We start from the raw sequence: 23425 nt of genomic DNA, 5'->3' as shown, positions 1-23425 counted from the left end.
CGCCGCCACCACCCGCTATAATCGCCCGACATTCCGACTGCATTGAGCAGGCCGACGGTGCCGCGCCGTCCGACGCGCCGTATGCCCTCCTCGACAACAACAATGACGAACCGAACCATCCGACGCCTTCGCCCGCTCGTGCGCGCCGCCGCGCGCGTGCTCGCCTGCGCCCCGCTGCTCGGCGCGCCGCTGGCGCTGCATGCGGCCGACACCTCGGCCACCACCGGCACCGCACCCGCCTCCGGGCGCTACATCGTCGTCGACACCGGTCATACGCCGGCGCACCCGGGCTCCACCGGTGCGAGCGGCCGCGTCGAATACCTGTACAACCTCGACCTGTCCGCGGCGGTTGCCGAGAAACTCTCCGCGCATGGCGACCGCGTGCTGCGCACGTCGGCCGACGGCCGCGAGATCACGCTCGACCAGCGTTCGACGCAGGCGCCCGACGCGAACCTGTTCGTGTCGATCCATCACGACTCGATGCAGCAGCAGTTCATCGATGCAGGCCGGCAGCGCGAATTCCGCGGCTTTTCGGTGTTCGTGTCGGAACGCAACCCGCACTACGCGGAAAGCCTGCGTTGCGCGAAGGCGATCGCCGAGCGGCTGGTCGTGTCCGGCGAGCGGCCGTCGCTGTATCACGCCCAGCCGATCCGCGGCGAGAATCGCCCGCTGATCGACCCGCCACTCGGCATCCACCGCTTCGACGATCTCGTCGTGCTGCGCACCGCGCCGATTCCGGCGGTGCTCGTCGAGGCCGGCGTGATCGTCAATCCGGACGAGGAGGCGCGGCTGGCGCGTCGCGAAACGATCCAGAAACTGTCCACCGCGATCGCCGGCGGCATCGACGCGTGCACGACACCGCAATAAACAACGATCACGCCCGTCGGGCCCAACGGTTTTCACCCAGTCAGGAGCATCACCATGAAAATGAAGCATCTGCTCGCATCCTGCGCACTGCTCGCGCTTGCCGTTCCGTTCACCGCACACGCTGCCGGCTGCGCGAAGCCGCACAGCGCGTTCGACCAGGTGTACTGCAGCAGCACGCAATTCTCGCAGACCGACCGTGACCTCAACGACGAGTACGGCCGCCTGCGCAAGCAACTGAGCAGCGACCAGCAGGCGACGCTGAAGGCCGGCCAGCTCGCGTGGCTGAAGCAGCGCGACGCCCAGTGCAGCGAGACGCGCAACAACGGCTACCTCGTGGATCTCCAGTGCGCGACCGACATGACGCAGTCGCGCCTGTCGTTCCTGCGCGAGCGCGAACGCGAATGCTCGAGCACGGGTTGCGTGACGTCGAAGCTCGGCGACTAAGGGCGTCGTGCGTGCCGCGCCGCGAAGCGTTTCGCGACGCGGCGCTTCATGCGCTTGCCATCCCTGCGCTTCGGCACCACGAAAGGAGCAGCGATGCGACATGAATTCTCCGAAGTCCTTAACGATCTGGTCGACTACTTTCTCGTCGGCGATCTCCTGCTGCTGAAGCGCTTCAAGGAGCGGCACGGGCTGCCGGACGACGTCGCGACGGCGTTCACCACGAGCGACAGCGGCGACCGCGCCGTGCTGGAAGGGGTCGTCGTTCCGCTGGCCGGCATCGAGAACCATCCGTACACGGTCATCTTCACGCTGGATGGCGACACACCCGAATTGCTGAAGACGGGAAGCCGCCTGCAGCATCGGCGCGGCGGGTACGTGCTGCGCGTCGAACATGGTTCGATCATGCTCTACACGTGGCGGATTCTCGAACGCTTCAACGATGCAACGGTCAATGCGCTGCTCGCGCGTTACCGCGAACCGGGCCGGCCCGTGATCGAAATCGACAACGGCTGGTATGAGGTCGAGATCCTCGGCGGTGAAGTGCCGCGCGACGGCTGGTTCGAGCCTGCGTTTGAATTCGTGCTGAAGAAAACCGACGTGCCGGGCGATGGGTCACAGGTGGATATCAACTACCGTTTCGCGATAGAAGGCAGTCTGGATCCGGCGAATTGAATCCCGCGCGCGACGGCGCGGCATACGGCAACCGATCAGGCGGCGCACACATGACACCGAACACGACGAACATCGACATCCGCCCTGCCACGCCCGCCGATGCCCCCGCCATCGCCGCCATCCACGTCGCATCGTGGCAGGCCACCTACCCGGGCATCATGCCGGCCGCGTTCCTCGCGGGCCTGTCGGTCGAAAAGCGAACCGCTTCGTGGCGCCATGCGCTCGACGCAGGACGGCCGCGTGTCGCGCTCGCGTTTACGGAAGGCGAGCCGATCGGCTGGATCGCGTACGGTCCGACCCGCGACACCGACAAGGATCGCACGTGGGGCGAAATCGAAGCGATCTACCTGCATCCGGCGCATTGCAGGCGAGGCGTCGGCGCGGCGCTGGTCGACCATGCATGCCATGCGCTGCATGACATGGGTCACGAGTGGGTGTCACTCTGGGTGCTGTTCAAAAACCATCGTGCACGGGCGTTCTATGAACGCGAGGGTTTCGTTGCCGAAGACGACATCAAGACGTTCGAGATCGAAGGTACGCCGATCGAGGAACTGCGCTACTGGCGCTCGCTGCCGAAGCAGTCGTCATGACGGCATCGCTACCCACGACACCAAACGCGCCTGCATCAGCTGCAGCAACTCGCGGATCTTCGCGTTGACGGAATTGCGGCTCGAATAGGCGGCCAGCAGTTCGAGCGGCGCAGGCGTCATCTCCAGCGGCACGCGCACCAGCCGCCCGGCGGCCAGCTCGGCCGCGCATCCGCGCTCGACGAGAATCGCGAAGCCGATCCCGTTCACCGCCGCCAGCCCAGCCATCTCGCCGCTATTGACGCGATACCGGCTCGCGACCGGAATCTTGTGAATCCGCCCGTCGCCGTCGGCGAACTGCCACGGCTGCCCTTTCAGCGTGCTCAGCGTCGTGATGCACGGCAATTGCCTGAGCTGCTCCGTCCGGGTCGGCATGCCCGTGCGCTCGATCAGCGACGGCGCGGCCACGACGACGCTCGGCAAGCTCACGAGCGGCCTGACGACGAATGCGCTGTCGTCCAGCTTGCCGCGATTGACGATGATCGACAGGTCGATATCGTCGCGCAACGTCGAGACGCCTGCGAGACTCGTATCGCAATCGATTTCGACACGCGGATGGCGGCTCGCGAATTCCGCGACGATCGGCCCGAGCATACGCGGCCCGATTTCGCCGGGTACGCAAAGCTTCAGCACGCCGCGCAGCTCCGTTTGCTGCGAGGTCAGTTCGAATTCGGCAAGCGTCAGCGCATCGAGCATCGGCTTCGCGCGCTCGTGCAGCAGGCGCCCGGCCTCCGTCATCCGAAGGTGTCGCGTGCTGCGCTCCAGCAGACGCACGCCGAGCCTCGACTCCAGTTGCGCCACTTGGCGGCTCACGTTGGAACCGGGTATCGACAGCACGCGCGCAGCGCCGGCAAAGCTGCCTTCGTCGACGACCGACACGAACACGCGCACCGCGTTCAGATCCAGCTTGCTGCGCATCATTATCCCGTTTCAGGTATCAAAGCTCGCCGCTTTTCACGGCTTATCCCGTTCGGGACCGTAATTTACGATGCGGATCCAGTCAAGGCGTGGCCGCCGACGCGCGAACCCGCGCCGACTCGAGCACGCGCACGAACCTACGGGAGCATCAACATGGATATCGCCATTCTCGGCGCCGGCGTGGCCGGCATGAGCACCGCGCTTGCGCTTGGCCGGCAGGGGCACCGGATACGGCTCTACGAACGCAGGCCGTCCGAAACGACGATGGGCGCCGGCGTCGTGCTCTGGCCGAATGCCGGCTTCGTGCTCGAGCAACTCGGCCTGCTGCCTGACGTCGTAGCGGTGAGCGGCCACTTGCGCGCGATGCGGTGCATGGACCGGCACGGCACCCCGTTCAAGCGCGTCGATATCGGCGAACTCGACCGCCACATGGGTTTCCCGACGCGCTCGATCCTGCGGCGCGACCTGCAGGCCGTGCTGGCGCGTCACGTCGCCGCGCACGACATCGAAGTCTGCTTCGGCCACTGCGCGACGGCGATCGACACCGGCACCGATGGGCGCGCGGTCGTTCGCTTCGAAAACGGCGTGGCGATCACTCCGGAGCTCGTGATTGGCGCGGACGGCCGCATGAACTCCGTCGCGCGACGCTACGTGGTCGGCAATGCCACGCCCGTCTATCAGGGATTCGTCAACTGGATCGGCGTGGCGCACAGCGCCGTACCGCTGGTCGACGAAGTATCGATATTCGACTACTGGGGCCAGCGCGAACGATTCGGCATCGTCGCGCTGGACCGGCATCGCATGTACTGGGCGGCGGCATGCGCCGAGGCTGAAATCGACGATGGCGACGATGGGGCGCCAGACGATCCCGGCCCGCTGCTGGAACGGCTCTTCGACGGGTGGCCCGCGCCCATCGCGGATGTGATGCGCGCGACACCGCCGGGCACCATCGCGAAGATCCGCGTGCATGATCTCGATCCCGTCGACGTATGGCACCGCGGCAATGTGCTGCTGATCGGCGATGCCGCGCACGCGCCGCTCCCCACCTCCGGACAAGGCGCATGCCAGGCGCTCGAGGACGCATGGCATCTCGCCCGCTGCCTCGACGAGCATGGACAAAGCAACGACCTCGACGCAGCGCTCGCCGCGTTCACGCTGCGGCGCACCCGGAAAACCTCGGCGATCACGCTACGTGCACGCGAGTTCGCTCACCGGCTGTTCGGCAATGACACGCACGAAGCCGAGCGACAGGTCGATCCGGTCGCAGAAATCGAAGCGCTCGCGAACGCGTGGGGGGCGGGCCTGCCGATGATGCCGGCGCGGGACTGACAAGACGCGCAAGCGATGGCATTCGATCACAGAAACCACCGATACTCCCTCGCCCCGATCTCATTGCGGAAATCCAGCTCCTCCTGCCGCTTGTTCTCGCAATACACCATCACGAACTCGCGGCCGAGCCCCTCGCGCACGGCCGCGTGATCCTGCATCGACGCGACGGCCGACAGCATCTCCTTCGGAAAGTCGATCCCGCTGCCGCGATCCTCGTTGAGCGGCGCGATCGGCTCGAGCTTCGCGTCGAGCCCGTGCTCCATCCCGGTAAGAATCGCCGCGAGCACCAGGTACGGGTTCGCATCCGCGCTCGCGAGCCGGTGCTCGATCCGCAGGTTGCGCGCATCCGACTCGGGAATCCGGATGCATGCATCGCGATCCTCGAAGCCCCAGCTCGCGCGGCTCGCCGCATTCACCATCGATCCGTAACGCCGGAACGCATTGTGATTCGGTGCGAACACGGGCATGCAATGCGGCAGCAGCGCGAGGCAGCCGGCCACCGCGTGCCGCAGCGGCCGCTGCCCGTCCACCGCGAGCAGGTTGCGCCCCGCATCGTCGTAGAGGCTCACGTGCACGTGCATCCCGCTGCCCGGCGCATGCAGGTACGGCTTACCCATGAAGCTCGCGCGATAGCCGTGCTGTAATGCGACGCCGCGCGTGCTGCGGCAGAACATCGCCGACCAGTCGGCCGCGCGCAACCCGTCGTCGCAATGGCCGAAGTTGATCTCGAACTGGCCCGGCCCGAGCTCGGCGGTGATCACGGTCGCGTCGATTCCCTGCACGCACGCGACGTCGACCATCTCGTGCAGCACGTCGGAGAAGCGCGACAGGCGCTCGATATGCATGTTCGGCTGATCGTCGCGATCATCGGACAGGCGGTCGCGCGGATACTTCGGCATCCCCTCCTCGAGCTGCGCGGCAAACAGGTAGAACTCGAGCTCGAACGCGACGACCGGCCGGATGCCGCGCCGCGCGAGTCGCCTCAGCACGCGCGCGAGCACCTCGCGCGGCTCGAACTCGACCGGCGCATCGGTGCCGTCCGTCGTGATCAGCATCTGGCCGAGCGGCTGCTTCTCCCAGGTCACCGGCTTCAGCGTGCCGGGGATCAGCCGGCGCACGGCATCCGGATCGCCGTCGTTGAAACAGTAGTCGCCGATCTTGTAGAGCCCGCCCTGCGTGCCGAGCAGGATGCAGTTCTGCGGCAGTTTCAGCAGCGAGCCCGCCGCCACCTTCTCGAGCGCATCGATCGGGTAGCGCTTGCCGTAGAAATGCCCGGGCAGGTCGAGGCAGATCAGGTCGACATAACGGATCTCGGGATGCGCCTGCCGGAATGCGCGGACCTCGGCGACCAGCGCGGGAACGACGTCAGCCATGTCTCATCCTTTCCATGTCTTGTATTGCGGTGCCGCGATGCGGCGAACCGGATTCATGCGGCATGCTCGACAACGAATGCCGCATTTAAATCAGTACTGCAAACATGCTGCGTGGCGCGGTGGCCTGCATCACCGCGCGCCCCGCCGACCACTCAGGTGAATACCCAGATCACGCGCGTCGGCGCATCGGTCAAATTGGCATAACGAAAGCGCTTGTGCGCGGGAAGCTGGAATGCGTCGTTCGGGCCGAGCGTGACGGGTGTATCGTCGCCATCGACCCAGATCGTCAGTTCTCCTTCGAGCACGAAACCGCCCTGCTCGTCGCTGTCGTCGACGGGCCGCTCGCCGCTGCTCGCGCCCGGCGCGAGATGGCTTTCGAGGATCGAGAAGCGCGAGCGCATGTTCGGCGACACGAGGATGTCGGTAATGCCGGCCGCGTAATACACGGTGCGCCGCTCGTCGGACCGCGTGACCCACGGCACGCTGCGCGGCTTGCTCAGGCTGTAGAAATACGTGGTCGGCACGCCGAGCGCCTCGCCGATCGCGGTGAGATCCGCCACCGTCGGGCGCGACAGCCCGCGCTCGACCTGCGACAGAAAGCCGACCGAGCGGCCGATCCGTTCCGCGAGATCGTTGAGCGTGACCTTGCGATGCTTGCGCAGGTCGCGGATCAGGATCGCCAGGCTTTCTATCTCTTCCTGTTCATTCATGGTGGGTTCCGGTGCAGTCAGACGGTATCGCGCAGACGGTACCAGGCCTTGCCGATCGCTTCCAGCGGCGCGGCGAGCCGGTCGCCGCCGGGGAAGCGCGGATTGCGGATGCGCTGGTACTGCGCGAGCAGGCGTTCGTCGCCGAGCACCGCGTCGGCCACCGCGCGCGCACCGGCGAGCGTCGGCAGCACGCCGTGCCCCGAGAACCCCTGCAGCCAGAAACGCTGCCCGTGGCGGCCGATGTCCGGCGTGCGGCGCATGCTGATGTCGATATGGCCGCCCCACGCGTAATCGAGCGGCACGCCGGCCAGTTGCGGGAACACGCGTTCGAGGTGCGGGCGCGTGGCCGCCGCGATATCGGCCGGAATGCCGCCGAGATACGTGCAGCCGCCGCCGAACAGCAGCCGGTTGTCGGGGCTCAGGCGGAAATAGTCGGGCACGAACTGGTTGTCGATCACGCAACTGTTCTGCGGCAGCAGCGAACGGGCGACGTCGGGCGGGAGCGGCGCGGTGGCGACCTGGTACGTGCCGACCGGCAGCAGGCGGCGCGCGAGATCGCGATCGAGCCGGTCGACATACGCGTTGCAGGCCAGCACGAGCACGTCGGCGCGCACTTCGCCGCGTGCCGTGCGGGCGATGTGGCCGCCGGCCGTCTCGCGGCAGTCGAGCACGCGGCTCTGCTCGAAGATGCGGCCGCCCGTGCGCTCGATCGTCTGCGCGAGGCCGAGCGCGAGTTTCAGCGGATTCAGGTGGCCGGCCTCGGGATCGTGCAGCGCCGCAAGGTAACGCGTGCCGCCGATCCATTCGGGCATCTCGTCACGGCCGATCACGCGCAGCCGATCGTAGCCCCAGCGTTCGGCCGCCTCGTCACGCGCCTGCTCGAGCATCGCGACACGCCGCGGCCGCACGGCCGCCCACAGGCTGCCGGGCCGGTAGTCGATGTCGAAACCGTGCCGAACGGGCAGTTCGCGCACCTCGGCCGCGGCCCAGCGCATGCTGTCCCACAGCAGGCGCGCGCCGTCGCGGCCGAGCGAATCCTCGAGCGGCTGCATGTCGCACGACCAGCCGAGCAGCGCCTGCCCGCCGTTGCGGCCCGACGCGGCCCACGCGACGCGGCTCGCTTCGAGCACGACGACGCGCTTGCCGGCCAGCGCCAGGCGCAACGCCGTATGCAGCCCGCTGAAACCCGCGCCGACGACGAGCACGTCGGCGTCGATGCGTTCGTCCAGCTCCGGACGATGCGGGATCGGCGCCGGATAGGTGCCGGCGTAGTAGCTTGCGACGTGACGGTCGGACTGCACGAACATGCGGACTCCCGTGAAATTTACGCCGAGAAATTTCATGAAAAATTAGCACGGCAATTTCACGGAGGCAAGCGGGCAAAAAAACGCCGGATCGGCCGATACACGACACGCCTTGCGCGTGAACCGCGCCGGCCCGGTGCATGTTCCCGCCATCCACTCGGACGAAATTTTTACGGTTGTAAAAATTTTGGACTGAGAGAATGACGCGCTGAAACAGAGCGTCACCCATCCAAGCACGGCCCCCGTAACCCCATTCAGACCCACCCCAAGCGCTGACGGGAGACAAGATGCCCACGAACCGGGATGCAAGCCCGATGGACGAATCGGATCACGGCGAATTCTCGCTGAGCGAAGTCCCGCGCGAGAAACGCACCGGATTTCTGTCCATCACGATGGTGTTGTTGAGTTTCACGTTCTTCACGGGAACGATGTTTGCCGGCGGCAAGATCGGTGTCGCGTTCGACGTCGTCAGCACGATCCAGATCGCCGTCATCGGAAACCTGTTGCTCGCCGCCTATGCGGCGTCGCTTGCGTTGATTGCCGCCCGCAGCGGCCTGAACGCGGTACTGATGGGGCGATTCTGCTTCGGGGAAGTCGGCAGCAAGCTCTCCGATTTCCTGCTCGGCTTCGCCGAACTCGGCTGGTACGCATGGGGAACCGCGACGGTGGCGATCGTATTGGTCAAGCTGCTGGGTTGGCCGGCCTCCGTTACCACGCCGTTGATGATCCTCTTCGGCTTCGGATTTTCCATCACGGCCATCATCGGCTATCGCGGCATGGATATGCTGTCGCGCGTCTCCGTGCCGTTGATGTTCGTGCTCCTGATGACGTCGATGTGGATCGCCACCCGCGATATCGGCGGGTGGGCCGGCCTCACGCATATCGCGCCGTCTCATCCGATGCCGTTCTCGGCCGCCGTGACGATGGTCATCGGCACCTTTGCCAGCGGCGCGACCCAGGCCACCAACTGGACCCGCCTCGCACGCAGCGCGCGCAGCGCCGTCTGGGCCAGCATGATCGGATTCTTCGCGGGCAACGGCCTGATGATCATCGCGGGCGCATACTGCGCGATCGTCTATCAGCAAGCCGACATCGTCGAGGTGATGATGCTGCAGGGCCTGTCGATCGCGGCGGTCGTGATGCTGTGCCTCAATCTGTGGACCATCCAGGGGCCGACGATGTACAACGTGGCGGCCGCCGGATGCCATCTGCTGCGCACCGAACGGCGCCGCACGCTCGTACTCGTGGGCGCGGCGATCGGCATCGTGCTCGCGGTCGGCGGGATGTACGAGTTGCTGATTCCGTTCCTGGTGCTGCTCGGCTCGATCATTCCGCCGGTCGGCGGCGTGATCATGGCGGACTACTGGTACCGCCATCGCGGGCAATACCCGTCGCTCGCCACGGCCCGCCTTCCGCGCTTCAACGTGGTCGGCCTGGCCGCGTATGCCATCGGCACCGGACTCGCCTATACCTCGCCGTGGATCGCGCCGATCGTCGGCATCGCGGCGTCCGCCGCCGCCTACATCGTGCTGCTGCAGCTTGCCCGCGCGTTCATGCGCGAGCCGTCCGTTCAGGGTGAATGATTCCGCTGCCCCCTCTTCCGCTTCCCAGAACCACAGGAATCCTCATGAAAATCATCAACGCCAGGTTGCGCGGCCGTAGCGGCCTCTTCACGATCGACATCGATGCGGGCACGATTCGCGGCATCGACCTCCAGCCGTCGCCGCTGACGTCTCAAGGGGACGACGTCATCGATGCGGGCAGCAATCTCGTCATCCCGCCGCTGGTCGAGCCGCATATCCACCTGGATGCGACGCTGACCGCGGGCGAACCCGAGTGGAACATGAGCGGCACGCTGTTCGAAGGTATCGAGCGGTGGGGCCAGCGCAAGGCCACCATTACCCATGAGGATACGAAAGCCCGCGCCCACACCACGATCGGGATGTTGCGCGACAACGGCATCCAGCACGTGCGCACGCACGTGGACGTCACCGATCACACGCTTGCCGCGTTGAAGGCGATGCTCGAGGTCAGGGACGAAGCACGCGATCTCATCGATCTGCAGATCGTCGCCTTCCCGCAGGAAGGCATCGAGTCGTTCGAGAACGGACGTGCGCTGATGGAGCGCGCGATCGACATGGGGGCCGACGTCGTGGGCGGCATTCCGCATTTCGAGAACACGCGCGACCAGGGCGTGAGCTCCATCAAGTTCCTGATGGATCTCGCGGCGCGCAAGGACTGCCTGGTCGACGTTCATTGCGACGAAACCGACGATCCGCACTCGCGCTTCCTGGAAGTGCTTGCCGAGGAAGCGCGGGTTCGCGGGATGGGCACGCGCGTCACCGCCAGCCATACGACCGCGATGGGTTCCTACGACAACGCCTACTGCTCGAAGCTTTTCCGGTTGCTGAAGCGGTCGGAAATCCATTTTGTTTCGTGTCCGACCGAAAGCATCCACCTGCAGGGGCGTTTCGACACCTTCCCGAAACGACGCGGCATTACGCGTGTCGCGGAACTCGATCGCGCCGGCATCAACGTGTGCTTCGGACAGGATTCGATCAAGGATCCGTGGTATCCGATCGGCAACGGCAACATCCTGCGCATCCTCGACGTCGGCCTGCACGTGTGCCACATGCTCGGCTACGAAGACCTGCAGCGATGCCTCGACTTCGTGACGGAGCACAGCGCCCGTGCGATGTCCCTGGGCGATCGCTATGGCGTTGCTGTCGGGCGCCCGGCCAATCTGCTGATCCTCGACGCGGATTGCGACTATGAAGTGGTTCGCACGCAGGCCAAGGTGCGCTTGTCGCTCCGTGCCGGGAAGGTCATCATGCAGCGCACGCCTGAACGCATCACCTATCCTGAAGCAGGCACGCGTTGAGCGGGCGACGTCGCCGGTCCGACATGCCGGAGGAAGCATCGTGAGGCACCCGTCCGAGCCGACTGCGGGAACGCCCGGCCGGCCTCACGGCCGGCGCGAAGCGTTGCGCGACACGCTCGAGGCGACCATTCTCGCCGCCGCCGAGGAATCGTTTGCCATTGACGGATTCGAGGGCAGTTCCGTTGCGACTATCGCAGCGGCCGCCGGCCTGTCGAAGCAGAACCTGATGTACTACTTCCCCACGAAGCTGGCGCTCTACCAACGCGTGCTGGACGACGTATTGCGGGACTGGCTCGGCAGGATGCGGGAGTTTGCGGCGCCCGATCGCGAGCCCGCAGAAGCCATGTCGGCCTATATCCGGGCCAAACTCGAATTCTCCAGAAATCGCCCGCATGGATCGCGGGTGTTTGCGCTGGAGATCATCGGCGGGGCCAAGACCTACGGAAAGGAAATTCGCAAACAGCTGATTCCGGTGTTGCGCGACGACATCCGGGTGCTCGAACGCTGGATCGAGGAAGGCAAGGTCAGGCAGGTCGATGCCGAGCACCTGTTCTTCCTGATCTGGGCCGCCACGCAGGCATATGCGGATTTCGCCCCCCAGATGCTGCTGGTGCTCGGCAAGCGTGCGCTGGGAAACGACGATTTCGACGCGGCTTACCGCACGATCTCGGATCTGGTGCTCAACGCGCTGATCACCGGGGGCGGAAAGACGGATTGACCGCTTGACCGCCTCCGTCGCCCTTCATGCACGGCACCCCGGCGCCGTCGACACTCGCCGGGGAACCACCGGTCAGTCGTGCTTGTGGCGCTTCTTGTTGCCGTGGTGACGATCGTTGGAACGCGAGTTGTTGCGCGACACGTGGCCGCCCAGCGCCGCGCCCGCGCCGCCGCCCAAGCCGGCGCCGACGAGCCCGCCGGCCGTGCCGCCCATCGCGTTGCCCGCAGCGGCGCCTGCGCCGCCGCCCAGTGCGCCGCCGACGATCGCGCCCGTGCGTTCGTGTTTGTTCGACGTCACCGCACCGCCCGCGCCACCACCCACTGCCCCGCCGATCACGGTGCCCGTGCTGCCGCCAATCGCGTTACCGACCGCCGCACCGGCGACGCCACCCAGCGCGCCGCCCAGTGCGTTGTTCGTGTCGCCTGCCACGGCTGGCAGCGACGCCACCGCCGCCGCACCCGCCACCACGGCCATCCCTGCCAGTTTCTTCAGCATCTGTCTGCCCTCTCCGCCTTGCGAAATATCGATGGGCGAATCTAACACCTTTCCGAAAGGCCCATCGTAATGAAGCGTTAAATCGGGCATTGCCCTGGCCGGAGTGCGCGTTTAAGCGGACTGTGTCTTTTTCCGCGAACGGTCGCGGCCGATAATGAAAACACCGTTCCCCCCCGGCATGACGACACGCGCCGTGAGGATCGACGCACACCGCAACCGCCCAAGGAGGGTCTCCCGCATGACGACGCCGTTCAAGCTGGGCGACCACGTCCGGTGGAATTCGGAGGCCGGCTACGTGACCGGCACGATCATCGCGATCCACACCGCGGACTTCGACTACAAGGGCCACCGCCATCGCGCGTCGCCCGACGATCCGCAGTACGAGATCAAGAGCGACCGCACCGACCACATCGCCGCGCATCGCGGCCGCGTGCTCGAGCGCATCGCGGACAAGGACGACGCATGACGCTCCCGTTCTACACGATCGGCCACTCGAACCGCACGCTCGACGCGTTCGTCGGGATGCTCGACGCAGTCGATATCGCGCTGCTCGCGGATATCCGCAAGATGACGCGCTCGCGCGCCAATCCCCAGTTCAACGAAGCGACGCTGCCGGACGCGCTGGCCGCCGCCGATATCGCGTACGAACACATCGCCGCACTCGGCGGGCTGCGCGGCAAGTCGCGCGGCGTGCCCGGCGACGTCAACGACTTCTGGACCAACCCGAGCTTCCACCGCTATGCCGATTACGCACTGTCACCCGAATTTCGCGACGGCCTCGACCGGCTGATCGCGCAGGGGCATGCGCAGCGCTGCGCGATCATGTGCTCGGAAGCGGTGTGGTGGCGCTGCCACCGGCGGATCGTGTCCGACTACCTGATCGCACGCGGCGAAACGGTGCTGCACATCATGGGCCCCCACCGCGTGGAACCCGCGCACCTGACGGCCGGCGCGGTGATCCGGCCCGACGGCACGATCGTCTATCCGGACGCCGGGGACGACACCACGGCGCCGGGGGCAACCGCGCCCCCGAACGCATAGCGCGGCGCCCGTTCGACTGCACGGCCGGCGACGCGTCACGAACATCGTCAGTTCCGCGCCGATGCGGGCGCGCCATTCGCCTGCATCAGGCTCGTGCGCACCACCGGCATCCCCGACGTCACCGCGCCGCCGGCCGGAATCGTCCCGGATGGGGAAGCGCCAACCGGCGGTGCCAACGCCACGCCGCCCAGTGAATTGCCGTACGCGACGATATCGGCGGCCGGGCAGTTGTTCGTCAGCAGCGACACCGGCATGCCGGCGATCGACGCGAGCGTCGTGTCGGCCACCGCGAAATGGCAGACGTTCCCCAACGCCCGGAAGCCGGCATAGCCCGAGCCCGATACGCGGTTGCCCTTCACGACGACGTACGACACCGTCCCCGACCAGGTATCGAGTTCGATTGCGCCCTGCTGGGTAGGCGGCAGGCCGTTGTTCGCATTCGTGCCGTCCTGAATCGCGCCGACGACGTTGTTCTCGATCACCACGTCCGACACGCCGTAGGTCTTCCAGCTATCCTCCTGCGCGATCAGGATGCCGGCCGCCTTCTGAACGCCGCTGACGGTGTTGTTCGAAATCGTCACGGACCGCCCGCCGACCACGGCGATGCCGCGCCCCCAGTCGTTGCCGGACACCGTATTCCCGTCGATCAGCACGTTGGCGTTGAGACGGCCGTCGCCCTGATAGCTGACGACGGCGATCAGGTCGTCGCCGGTGTCCTTCACCGTGTTGCCGCGCACCAGCACGTTGGTCGAGCCGTAGGTGGTGTGGATGCCGTCGGCCAGCGTCGCCTGCACGGTGTTGCCCACGATCGCCACGTTGCTGCCGCCGAAGATGAAGATCCCGGCGCTGGCGCCACCCTGGATCGTCACGCCGAGCACCTGGACGCCGGTGCCCGTCACCTCGACCTTCGTCGATGCGGGCGTCGTCAGCCGCGTCGTACCCGTGCCGACCAGCGTGACGCCGACGAGCGTCGAACCGCTGCCGCTCATCATGATGGTCTGATTGGCCGGATCCGTCGCGACCAGCGTCGCACCATAGCCCGAGATCACGACGTTCGTTCCGGACACCGTCAGCGACCGGCCGACGGCATAGCGTCCCGGCGCGAGCACGAGGCGCTGGCCCGGCTGCAATGCATCGAACGCGGCCTGCAGCGCGTCGGCCTGGTCGCCGCCGTTCGCCATCGGCTGGACGGTCACGGTTGGAAGACCCTGCGCGCTGCGCGACGGATACGCGTGCCGCGGGCCGCCCGGCATGTAGGCGGCCGCCGGCGATGCGGCGAAACATGCGGTGCAGATCAGACAGACGGCCGTACTCGGACCGACCCCTCGAAACGACTTTGTCATGGTTGTTCTCTCTCGCCCGTTCGCCCGCGACGACCGGCCAACGGCTGACGGTCGCGAGGCGTTCGAGCAACGGCGATCGCACGGCGCGCAGCACACGCGCCGAACGATCCCGACTGCGACATTCATGTGCTCCGCCGATACGACGGAGCACCGGCAACGAAGCGCCGTCGCGTGGCCGCGATCGACACCCGGTCGCCTGTTCGCCCGCCGGCGCGCATGCGTGTCCCCCGAGAAAAGGCGGCCCGATTCCGGCGCGCCGGCACCGCGTGGCCGGAATCGAACCCGTCAACAGGAACTGCGTTCCCGAGCGCACCGGGCGCCGACTGCCCCCAACCCTGCCGGCTCTTTCCCACCGCTCATCTACCAGTCTATTTCGCGCGCGTCGTTCGACAATCCGACATTGGCCGCGCGATGTCGTAAGACCGCCCGTCCGGGCCATCCTCGACCTTGGTCGCGGGCGGTGTGGCATCGTCGCTTGCGCCGGCCAGGAAGGCCCGCGACGACACTGCGATCACACCAGTTCACGCCGCCCGCGGTCCTGCATTACCATCGTGCGTTCGCCGCGCCTGCCCGCTTCCGGCAGGTGAGCCCCGTCACCTTCCGCTCCCGCTCCCTCTCCGATGCTCGCTCTCGTCATCCTCGCCGGCCTGTGGGCCGGACTGCAGAACACCCTGGCCGGCGGCGGCTCGTTCGTCACGCTGCCCGCGCTGATCGTGTCGGGCATGTCGCCGCTCGCGGCGAACATCACGTCGACGGTCGCGCTGTTTCCCGCGCAGGTCACGACCGGCTGGGCGAGCCGCAAGATGGTGCGCGGCGTCGGCAGGCTGTCGTTTCGCGCGATGTTCTTCATCAGCGTGGTCGGCGGTGCGCTTGGCGGGCTGCTGTTGCTGAAAACACCGTCGTCGATCTTCTCGCGCCTCGTGCCGTGGCTCGTGCTGTTCGCGACAATCGTGTTCGCGTGGGGCAGCTTTTTCCGCAAGCCGAGCGAAGGCACGGCCCACCTCGGCACCGTCCCCGCCGCGCTCTCGCAGTTCATGATCGCGATCTACGGCGGCTACTTCGGCGGCGGGCTCGGCTTCCTGATGATGGCCGTGCTGACGATGGCCGGCCTGTCGCCGCGCCACGCGATGTCGACGAAGAACGCGCTCGCGGGCGTGATGAACGCATCGGCCGTCGTGCTGTTCCTGACGTCGCCGCACCTGCACTGGGGCAAGGCGCTCGCGCTCGGCGGCGGCGCGATCGTCGGCGGGCTGCTCGGCACGTGGGCGCTGCATCGCGTGAACGAACGCGTGCTGCGGATCGGGATCGTCTGTATCGGCGCGGCGCTGACCGTCGGGTTGTTCGTCAAGCCGATCTGACGCGCGCACACGCCTGCCGCCGCCGCGGCAATTGATGAGCAAACCGCAAGACGTCTTTCGCATATCTCGTTTGCCGTGACGGCGGTGTCCGCCCACAATCCGGGAGGTCGTCGTCATCGCCCGCTCGCGGGCACCGACCGGCACTTCGCGGCCGCCATTCCGATTCACCGCCGGCGGCCCGGCACATCGCGTCACACACGCTCCCTCGACATCGGCGCCCATGCGGCGGCAGAACGCTCGCCGCCGCGCTGCCCGATGCGCTCCCGGCCAGCGGGCCAACAATAACTAGAGGTAGGAGATGCAGGACAACTCGTTGAGGCAAAGCCTCAAGCAACGGCACATCACGATGATCGCGCTTGGTGGCGTGATCGGCGCGGGCCTGTTCGTCGGCTCCGGCGCCATCATCGCGACCGCCGGCCCCGCGGCGATCCTGTCGTACCTGATCGGCGGCGTGATCGTCACGCTGGTCATGTTCATGCTCGGCGAAATGGCGTCCCGCAACCCCGACAGCGGGTCGTTCTCCACCTACGCCAGCAGTTATCTCGGCGAATGGGCCGGCTTCGCGGTCGGCTGGCTGTACTGGTTCAAGTCGATGATGACGATCACCGTCGAGGCGATCCTGCTCGGTGCGATCCTCCATGATTTCCTGCCGTGGCTGCCCGTGTGGGGCGGCGCGCTATTCATGCTCGTCACGCTGATCGCGAGCAACGCGTACTCGGTGCGCTCGTTCGGCGAAGCGGAATACTGGCTGTCGTTCGCGAAGGTGACGACGATCATCATCTTCATGGCGCTCGGCGCATCGATCCTGCTCGGCTTCCAGCCGCGCATTCCCGCGCCGGGGCTCGTGAACCTGACCGATCACGGCGGCTTCATGCCGAACGGCATGTCGCCCGTGCTCGCCGGCGTGATGGTCGTGATCTTCTCGCTCGGCGGCAGCGAAATCGCGGCCGTTGCGGCGGGCGAATCCGAGAATCCGAGCAAGAACGTGATCCGTGCGATCAAGAGCGTGATCGTGCGCGTGATGGTGTTCTACGTCGGCTCGGTGTCGATCCTGATCCTGTGCATGCCGTGGACCGACAAGGCCAACCTGAAATCGCCGTACGTGTCGCTGTTCAGCATGGCGGGCTTCTCGGGCGCGGCCGTCGCGATGAAGATCGTGCTGTTCGTATCGTTCATGTCGGTAATGAACTCGTTCCTGTTCTCGAACTCACGCATGTTGTTCTCGCTCAGCCAGCGCGGCCACGCGCCCGCGCTGTTCGGCCGGACCAACGCGAAAGGCGTGCCGATGAACGCGCTCGTGCTGTGCCTCGCGATCTGCGTGTCGATCCTCGGCGTTCACTTCGTGAGCGGCGGCGACCTGTTCCTGATGCTCGCGAAGAGCAGCGGCGCGTTCGTGATGATCGTGTGGATCTTCATCATCGTCGCGCACTTCGCGATGCGCCGGCAGGAGAAGCACGCACCACGCGATCCGCAGGCGTTCCGCGCGTGGTTTTATCCGGTGTCGAACTGGATCGCGCTGCTGGCGCTGGTGGCCGTGCTCGGCTCGCAGGCGTTCAACCCGGATTCGCGCTTCCAGTTCTGGTTCACGGTATTGACGGCGCTGGCGATCGTCGCGGCCTATTTCCTGCGCCGCAAGCCGGTGCAACTCGGCGATACGGCCGGCGCGAAGGCGCGCTGACCATTGCCCCCGGGCGGGCGAGCGGCGCGCCGGTCGGCCGCCGCTCAGTCGCTCAACCTCTCGGCCAATCAGCCGAACGGCCGCACGCCGATCAGCCAGCCGTGCAGGAAGAACGCGAAGACGGCCCACACGACGAGCCCGGCCACGATTGCCACGACGTCGCCCGACAGCCTGCCCGCCGGATAGCGCACGCCTTCGCGGCGATCACGCGCGCGCCACACGACGAAATCGACCAGCGCCCACACGAAGAAGGCGCCGAACAGCACGACTGCGTGCAGCGTGCCGTTCGCGAGCAGGTGCGCGATGGCCCACACCGCCACGCCGGCCACCATCGGATGGCCGACGAGCGTCTTGATGCGGTTGCCGGGCACGTAGGAGGCGGCGATCAGCACGAAGGCGATCGCGGTCAGCATGCCGGTGAGGTGGCGCACGCCGACGGGCGACACCCACAGCAGCGTCGCGCCCTGGCGCGCGATGCCGTACCCCCAGATGATCAGCACGAAGCCGATGATCGACGCGATCGCATAGGGGCCCTTCCAGCGCTTCTCGCCGATCCGCTCGATCGTCGCTGACCGCCAGCCGTCCGCGACGATCCGGATCGAGTGCACACCGAGGAAGATCGCTAAACCGAGAATCAGGACGAGCATCGGCTGTCTCCGTCTGGAATGATGAGTGGGGAAGCGTCCCGCGCGGCGTGCGATGCGCCGTTCGCGGCGCCGGCGGCGAGACCGGCGCGGGTCGCGCCAGGCACGGGTGCAACCCGCGCCGATCATAAACGCCGGGGCCGCCGTTGTGAAGCATGGGGATGTGCGGTGCGCCACGCGCTTGACGCTTTCGTGACTGTGTCCCTCCCCGGCCGCCCTTGCGCCAGCCGGCGCATGTCGCGTGAATCGCCGGGCGACGGCCGGGCCGACAAAAAGGAAAAATCGCGCGGCTTTCGCTTCGCGCGACGGGCACTATGTTTGCTTGCGCTTCGCCGGGGATTTCGCCGCAGGTGTCGACGTCGGATTGGTGGTTCGCTTCGATGCGGGCTTGGATTCCTGGGCAGAAGCAGGCTTGGGCAACGCTTTCGATGCCGGTTTGGCCGCTCGCTTCGAGGTGGGCTTCGCTTCTTGAACCGGCGCCGCTTTCGGCAGTACCTTCGATACCGGCTTGGCGGTTCGCTTCGACGCCGGCGTAGCTTCCGTAACTCGCGCCGCTTTCGGTAACGCTTTCGATGCCGGCTTGCCGACTCGCTTCGATACCAGCTTGGCTTCCTGCGCAGGCGCCGCTTTCGGTGACACTTTCGATACCGGCTTGGCGGCCCGCTTCGACGCCGGTTTCGCTTCCTGTATCGGCTTCGCTTTCGGCACAGCCCTCGCCTTGCGCTTCGGCGGCCCCGCCAGCAGCGCCGCGCGATACGCGCTGCGGCACCAGTCGAACAGCGCGCCGGCATCCTCGAGCACGTCGGCCGGCGTTTCGTAATAGCCGTCGAGCGAAACCGTGCGCGTGGGCCGCTCGTACGAGAACGGCCCCATCCCCGCCGCGATGAACGCCGGGCGGTTCACGTCGTCCACACGCAGGAACAGCGACCCGCGCGACATGAAGCCGAACATCACGCCGTCGAGCCGCATCGCCGCACCGCTGAAGAAGCGCACGACCGTGACGTTGCCGAGCGGCGCGAGCTGATACGCGATCTCCTCGCCGTGCGCCTTTTCCGATTGCCAGCTCATGCGGATGCCGTGCAGCGCTGCGTCCACGCGTCGAGCTCAGCTTCGTCGAAGCCGACCGCCGCCGCGCTCTCGCGAATCTGCCGCCACGTCGCGCGGTCGACCGGAATGCCGCCGGCACCGCGCGCCGCACGGCTCGCTTCCTCCGGCTCGCGCGGCACTTGCACCGGCGCATCGCCGGCCTGCGGCGACGCCTTCGCCCACGCGACGAACGCATCGGCTTCGCGTTGCGCGTCGGCCGCATCGAACGCGTTCGGATCGATCAGCACCGACAGCATCCCGTTGACGATCGCGCTCGTCTTCTGCAGCGTGTCGCCGTAGGTCGTATGCCCGCCGACGAGCGCGCCGCCGAAAATCTCGCACATCGCCGCCAGCGCGTACCCCTTGTGCAGCCCGAACGGCAGCAGCGCGCCGAACGGCTGCTCGTGCATCACGGCCGGATCGTCGGTCGGCTGGCCGCGATGGTCGATCAGCGAGCCGGCCGGCACACGCTTGCCCTGGTTGTACGCGACGCGCGTCTTGCCGTACGCGATCGCGCTCGTCGCAAAATCGAGCAGCAGCGGCGGCCGGCCCGCACGCGGATAGGCGGCGCAGAACGGGTTCGTGCCGAAGCGCGGATCGGTGCCGTGCAGCGGCGCGACCAGCAGGTCGCCCGGCACGTTGACGAAATGGAACGACACGAGCCCCGAACGCGCGCACTGCTCGGCCCAGTGCCCGATGCGGCCGAGATGATGCACGTCGCGCAGCCCGATCGCGCAGATGCCCATGCGTCGGGCGCGGTCGATCCCTTCGACCATCGCCTCGAACGCGATCACCTGGCCGAAGCCGCGACCGCCGTCGATCGTCAGCACCGCACCGCCATCGCGGACGATCGACGCGTGCCCGTTCAACTGCAGCTGCCCTTCCCGCCACGACGCGACGTAGTTCGGGATCATTCCGATCCCGTGCGAATCGTGGCCCGCGAGATTCGCGCCGACCAGGTGATCGGCGACGAGCCTGGCCTCGCGCTCACTGCTGCCGGCCCGTTCCCAGAGTGCCGCGACGAATGCATGCAGCGGTTCGGCGCGCATGCGCAGCGGGTCGGTATCGGGCGTCGGCAGTGCGGTCATCGGCAAGGCTCCGTGAGGTTGGGTCGGACAGTTGTCACTGCTGAGCGCGAAGCAATCAGCGCGCGGTCGCGATCACGTCCGCGACCGCCGCCGTCAGCTTCTTCGCATACGGCACGTGCAGGAATTCGTTCGGGCCGTGCGCGTTCGACTTCGGCCCGAGCACGCCGCACACCATGAACTGCGCGGACGGGAACCCTTCCTGCAGCACGTTCATCAGCGGGATCGTGCCGCCGAGGCCCATGTACGCGCAATCGGCGCCGAAGTGGCGGCGCGACGCGGCATCGAGCGACGACGCGAGCCACGGCGCGAGATCCGGTGCGCTCCAGCCCGTCGCGGCGCCCGCGTCCGGCTTGAACGTGACCTTCGCGTTGTACGGCGGATCGAGTTCGAGCAATTCCTTCAGTTGCTGCACGGCCTGCGCGGCGTCGACGAGCGGCGGCAGGCGCAGCGACAGCTTGAACGCGGTGCGCGGACGCAGCACGTTGCCCGCGTCGGCGAGCGCCGGCAGGCCGGCCGCGCCGGTGACCGACAGCGACGGACGCCACGTCGAATTCAGCAGCGCCTCGCGCGGATCGGTCGTGGTCGGCAGCACCGGCTTGCCGTCCGCGCCGCACGCCCACGGCAGCCCCTTCCACACGGCGTCGCCGAGAATCGACGCGGCCGCTTCGGCTTCGCGCACGCGGCTGTCCGGAATCTCGCAATGGAACACGCCCGGCAGCAGGTTGCCGTTCTTCGCATCCTCGAGGCGCTCGAACAGCTGGCGCATCACGCGGAAGCTCGACGGCGCGATGCCGCCGAACACGCCCGAGTGCACGCCCTCCTCGAGCACCTCGACCTGCAGGTCGCCGGACACGAGCCCGCGCAGTGACGTGGTAAGCCACATCTGGTCGTAGTTGCCGGCGCCCGAATCGAGGCACACGACGAGCGACACCTGGCCGAGCCGGTCGCGCAGCGCGTCGACGTACGGCAGCAGGTCGTAGCTGCCCGATTCCTCGCAGGTCTCGATCAGGCCGACGCAGCGCGGCCGCTCGATGCCCTGCTCGTCGAGCGCGCCGAGCGCCGCGAGGCTCGCGTAGATCGCATAACCGTCGTCCGCGCCGCCGCGGCCGTACAGCTTGCCGTTCTCGTACTTCGGCGTCCACGGGCCGAGGTCCGCGCGCCAGCCGTCGAATTCGGGCTGCTTGTCGAGGTGGCCGTACAGCAGGATCGTGTCGGTGCTGCCGGAACGCGTGGCGGGCGATTCGAAGAAGATCACCGGCGTGCGGCCGGGCAGGCGCACGATTTCGAGCTTCAGGCCCTTCACGGGCTGGCGCTCGGCCCACTGCGCGGCATCGGTGACGACGCGCTCGAGATAGCCGCGCTTCGCCCAGTCGGGGTCGAATGCGGGGCTCTTCGCGGGGATCGCGATGTAGTCGGTCAGCGCGTGGAGGATTTCATCGTTCCACTTGCGCTCGATGAAGGTAACGAGCTTGTCATGGTCGAGGACGGGGGTAGTGTCGACGGAGGTCATGGTGGGGGTGCCTGGATCGGGCTGACGAAAACCCAGATGATACGCCGATGCTCCCGTACCGGCGCCCCCTTCCCGGTCGCTCAGACCGCCTGCGGGAACGCGTCGCGCAGCCCCGCCGCGCACGCCAGCGCGTCGCGCCACAGGCGTTGCGTCAGTTCGCCCGCATCCGCTTCACGCGCGAGCGCCGCGGCCTCGCCCGACCACAGCAGCGAGAAGTCGTCGCGGCCCTGCCGCTCGAACGCGCCGCGCAGCGGATCGACCGCGGCCGTCGCGAGCGGGAACGCCGGCGCGCGTGCGCTCATCGGCCCCTGCTCGCGCATGAAGCGCGTCAGCAGCCCGCGCGCGGGGCGGCCCGTGTACAGGTTGGTCATGCGCGTGCCGTCGTCGCGCGCGGCGCGCACCGCCGCACGATGCTGCGCCGAGCGGCCGGCCTGCGGCGTCAGCAGGTAGCCCGTGCCGATCTGCACCGCGCGCGCGCCGAGCGCGAACGCAGCCGCGATGCCGCGCCCGTCGGCGATCGCGCCGGCCGCGATCACCGGCACGCGCACCGCGTCGACGATCTGCGGCAGCAGCGCGAACAGGCCCGGTTGCGCATGGATGTCGTCGGTCAGGAACATCCCGCGATGGCCGCCGGCCTCCGCGCCCTGCGCGACGATCGCATCGACGCCGCGCGCATCGAGCCAGCGCGCTTCCTCGACGGTCGTCGCGGACGACACGACCCACGCGCCCGTACGCCGCACGCGCTCGAGCAACGCATCATCCGGCAACCCGAAATGGAAGCTGACGACGGCCGGGCGCAGTTCCTCGACGACCGCGCACATCGCATCGTCGAACGGCGCGCGGCCGGGGCCGCCCTTCACGGCGGCCGGATCGAGCCCGGCTTCCGCGTAATAACCGGCGAGCGCCGCACGCCAGCGTGCCTCGACCTCGGCGTCGGGGGCCGGCGGCGTATGGCAGAAGAAGTTCACGTTGAACGGTGCGCTTGTGCGCGCACGAATCGCCTCGATCTCGTCGCGCAGTTGCTGCGGGCCGAGCGCCGCGCACGCGAGCGAGCCGAGCCCGCCGGCTTCGCACACCGCGATCGCGAGCGGGCTCAGCGAACCGACCATCGGGGCCTGGACCAGCGGCAAACGGGAAGGCAGCGTCGTCATCGGAATCGTCGTCGGGGAAGAAGCAGTGGTCGCGCGCCGGCGGCGCGCGTTTGATGCGCTCGATATTAACCGACAAACCCGAACCCCGATTGCGGCGGCATTTACGTCACGAATTGATTTAACCGATTCGGGAAAAACGATTATCCACGACAGCTTCAGCAGCGTGATCCACCATCCATGGCCGAGACCAACGAAAACGCCCAGATCCTTGCTACACAGCCCGCCCAC

23 protein-coding genes are annotated in these 23425 nt (G+C 67.3%); 12 read left to right on the top strand and 11 right to left on the bottom strand.

The window, feature by feature from the left end:
• Window positions 1–102 precede the first annotated feature (102 nt).
• The 4 genes from CFB82_RS22410 (at window position 103) to CFB82_RS22395 (ending at window position 2573) form a co-directional block, all read left to right on the top strand.
• A complete protein-coding gene (locus CFB82_RS22410; RefSeq protein WP_089485324.1) occupies window positions 103–867 on the top strand; it encodes an N-acetylmuramoyl-L-alanine amidase family protein in 765 nt (254 codons plus the stop codon).
• A 54-nt stretch (window positions 868–921) separates the two neighbouring features.
• Complete coding sequence (locus CFB82_RS22405; protein WP_089485323.1) at window positions 922–1311, top strand: lysozyme inhibitor LprI family protein; 390 nt, start codon at window positions 922–924, stop codon at window positions 1309–1311.
• Window positions 1312–1404: 93 nt separating this feature from the next.
• Window positions 1405–1983: a hypothetical protein gene (locus CFB82_RS22400; RefSeq protein ID WP_089485322.1), complete on the top strand. Its 579-nt coding sequence runs from the start codon at window positions 1405–1407 to the stop codon at window positions 1981–1983.
• Between the two features lie 50 nt (window positions 1984–2033).
• On the top strand, window positions 2034–2573 hold the full coding sequence (locus tag CFB82_RS22395; RefSeq protein WP_089485345.1) for a GNAT family N-acetyltransferase: 540 nt from the start codon (window positions 2034–2036) through the stop codon (window positions 2571–2573).
• Here CFB82_RS22395 and CFB82_RS22390 read toward each other — a convergent pair.
• Entirely contained in the window at window positions 2568–3488 is a 921-nt protein-coding gene (locus tag CFB82_RS22390) for a LysR family transcriptional regulator (RefSeq protein WP_089485346.1), read from the bottom strand. The genes CFB82_RS22395 and CFB82_RS22390 overlap by 6 nt on opposite strands.
• Before the next feature lie 153 nt (window positions 3489–3641).
• Between CFB82_RS22390 and CFB82_RS22385 the strand changes: the two genes are divergently transcribed.
• On the top strand, window positions 3642–4817 hold the full coding sequence (locus CFB82_RS22385; RefSeq protein WP_089485321.1) for an FAD-dependent oxidoreductase: 1176 nt from the start codon (window positions 3642–3644) through the stop codon (window positions 4815–4817).
• 26 nt (window positions 4818–4843) lie between these two features.
• On the opposite strand, the gene CFB82_RS22380 is transcribed toward CFB82_RS22385, so the two are convergent.
• From CFB82_RS22380 to CFB82_RS22370, 3 genes are all read right to left on the bottom strand, one after another.
• Window positions 4844–6190: a glutamine synthetase family protein gene (locus CFB82_RS22380; protein WP_089485320.1), complete on the bottom strand. Its 1347-nt coding sequence runs from the start codon at window positions 6188–6190 to the stop codon at window positions 4844–4846.
• A gap of 152 nt (window positions 6191–6342) precedes the next feature.
• Window positions 6343–6900: a helix-turn-helix domain-containing protein gene (locus tag CFB82_RS22375; protein ID WP_089485319.1), complete on the bottom strand. Its 558-nt coding sequence runs from the start codon at window positions 6898–6900 to the stop codon at window positions 6343–6345.
• Window positions 6901–6917: 17 nt separating this feature from the next.
• On the bottom strand, window positions 6918–8207 hold the full coding sequence (locus CFB82_RS22370) for an NAD(P)/FAD-dependent oxidoreductase (protein ID WP_089485318.1): 1290 nt from the start codon (window positions 8205–8207) through the stop codon (window positions 6918–6920).
• Between the two features lie 284 nt (window positions 8208–8491).
• On the opposite strand from CFB82_RS22370, the gene codB reads away from it, so the two are divergent.
• The 3 genes from codB to CFB82_RS22355 are packed head-to-tail and all read left to right on the top strand — an operon-like array spanning window position 8492 to window position 11803.
• Entirely contained in the window at window positions 8492–9787 is a 1296-nt protein-coding gene (gene codB, locus CFB82_RS22365) for a cytosine permease (RefSeq protein ID WP_373558842.1), read from the top strand.
• Between the two features lie 44 nt (window positions 9788–9831).
• Window positions 9832–11085, top strand: coding sequence for a cytosine deaminase (codA, locus tag CFB82_RS22360; RefSeq protein WP_089485316.1), 1254 nt, complete (start codon window positions 9832–9834; stop codon window positions 11083–11085).
• A gap of 40 nt (window positions 11086–11125) precedes the next feature.
• Window positions 11126–11803 (top strand): TetR/AcrR family transcriptional regulator, encoded by a 678-nt coding sequence (locus tag CFB82_RS22355; RefSeq protein WP_089485315.1) that lies wholly within the window; start codon window positions 11126–11128, stop codon window positions 11801–11803.
• A gap of 72 nt (window positions 11804–11875) precedes the next feature.
• Here the strand turns inward: CFB82_RS22355 and CFB82_RS22350 are convergent, their stop codons facing one another.
• The gene (locus tag CFB82_RS22350) at window positions 11876–12298 is read right to left on the bottom strand and encodes a hypothetical protein (protein WP_089485314.1); all 423 of its coding nucleotides are present in this window, start codon (window positions 12296–12298) and stop codon (window positions 11876–11878) included.
• 238 nt (window positions 12299–12536) lie between these two features.
• Between CFB82_RS22350 and CFB82_RS22345 the strand changes: the two genes are divergently transcribed.
• Both CFB82_RS22345 and CFB82_RS22340 read left to right on the top strand, forming a co-directional pair.
• Window positions 12537–12764 carry a DUF2945 domain-containing protein gene (locus tag CFB82_RS22345; RefSeq protein WP_089485313.1) on the top strand — a complete coding sequence of 76 codons (228 nt, stop codon included), beginning with the start codon at window positions 12537–12539 and terminating at the stop codon, window positions 12762–12764.
• The gene (locus CFB82_RS22340) at window positions 12761–13339 is read left to right on the top strand and encodes a DUF488 domain-containing protein (RefSeq protein ID WP_089485312.1); all 579 of its coding nucleotides are present in this window, start codon (window positions 12761–12763) and stop codon (window positions 13337–13339) included. Before CFB82_RS22345 ends, CFB82_RS22340 begins: the two co-directional genes overlap by 4 nt.
• 47 nt (window positions 13340–13386) lie before the next feature.
• On the opposite strand, the gene CFB82_RS22335 is transcribed toward CFB82_RS22340, so the two are convergent.
• Window positions 13387–14682: a right-handed parallel beta-helix repeat-containing protein gene (locus CFB82_RS22335; protein ID WP_089485311.1), complete on the bottom strand. Its 1296-nt coding sequence runs from the start codon at window positions 14680–14682 to the stop codon at window positions 13387–13389.
• A 620-nt stretch (window positions 14683–15302) separates the two neighbouring features.
• On the opposite strand from CFB82_RS22335, the gene CFB82_RS22330 reads away from it, so the two are divergent.
• Together CFB82_RS22330 and CFB82_RS22320 are read left to right on the top strand one after the other, a co-directional pair.
• On the top strand, window positions 15303–16040 hold the full coding sequence (locus tag CFB82_RS22330) for a sulfite exporter TauE/SafE family protein (protein WP_069252172.1): 738 nt from the start codon (window positions 15303–15305) through the stop codon (window positions 16038–16040).
• Window positions 16041–16338: 298 nt separating this feature from the next.
• On the top strand, window positions 16339–17718 hold the full coding sequence (locus tag CFB82_RS22320) for an amino acid permease (RefSeq protein ID WP_089485310.1): 1380 nt from the start codon (window positions 16339–16341) through the stop codon (window positions 17716–17718).
• 68 nt (window positions 17719–17786) lie between these two features.
• Here the strand turns inward: CFB82_RS22320 and CFB82_RS22315 are convergent, their stop codons facing one another.
• The 5 genes from CFB82_RS22315 to CFB82_RS22295 form a co-directional block, all read right to left on the bottom strand.
• The gene (locus CFB82_RS22315) at window positions 17787–18365 is read right to left on the bottom strand and encodes an NnrU family protein (RefSeq protein ID WP_069252174.1); all 579 of its coding nucleotides are present in this window, start codon (window positions 18363–18365) and stop codon (window positions 17787–17789) included.
• 309 nt (window positions 18366–18674) lie between these two features.
• A complete protein-coding gene (locus CFB82_RS22310; protein WP_256990427.1) occupies window positions 18675–19457 on the bottom strand; it encodes a TfoX/Sxy family protein in 783 nt (260 codons plus the stop codon).
• Window positions 19427–20536 (bottom strand): malate/lactate/ureidoglycolate dehydrogenase, encoded by a 1110-nt coding sequence (locus tag CFB82_RS22305; protein ID WP_089485309.1) that lies wholly within the window; start codon window positions 20534–20536, stop codon window positions 19427–19429. The genes CFB82_RS22310 and CFB82_RS22305 overlap by 31 nt, the downstream gene beginning before the upstream one ends.
• A 55-nt stretch (window positions 20537–20591) precedes the next feature.
• Entirely contained in the window at window positions 20592–22046 is a 1455-nt protein-coding gene (locus CFB82_RS22300; protein ID WP_046548379.1) for a M20 family metallopeptidase, read from the bottom strand.
• A gap of 80 nt (window positions 22047–22126) precedes the next feature.
• Window positions 22127–23197: an NAD(P)H-dependent flavin oxidoreductase gene (locus tag CFB82_RS22295; protein ID WP_089485308.1), complete on the bottom strand. Its 1071-nt coding sequence runs from the start codon at window positions 23195–23197 to the stop codon at window positions 22127–22129.
• Window positions 23198–23425: the final 228 nt, after the last annotated feature.

The organism is Burkholderia sp. HI2714 (genome assembly GCF_002223085.1).
Lineage (GTDB): Bacteria > Pseudomonadota > Gammaproteobacteria > Burkholderiales > Burkholderiaceae > Burkholderia > Burkholderia lata_D.
This window is presented reverse-complemented; position numbering and strand designations above follow the sequence as displayed.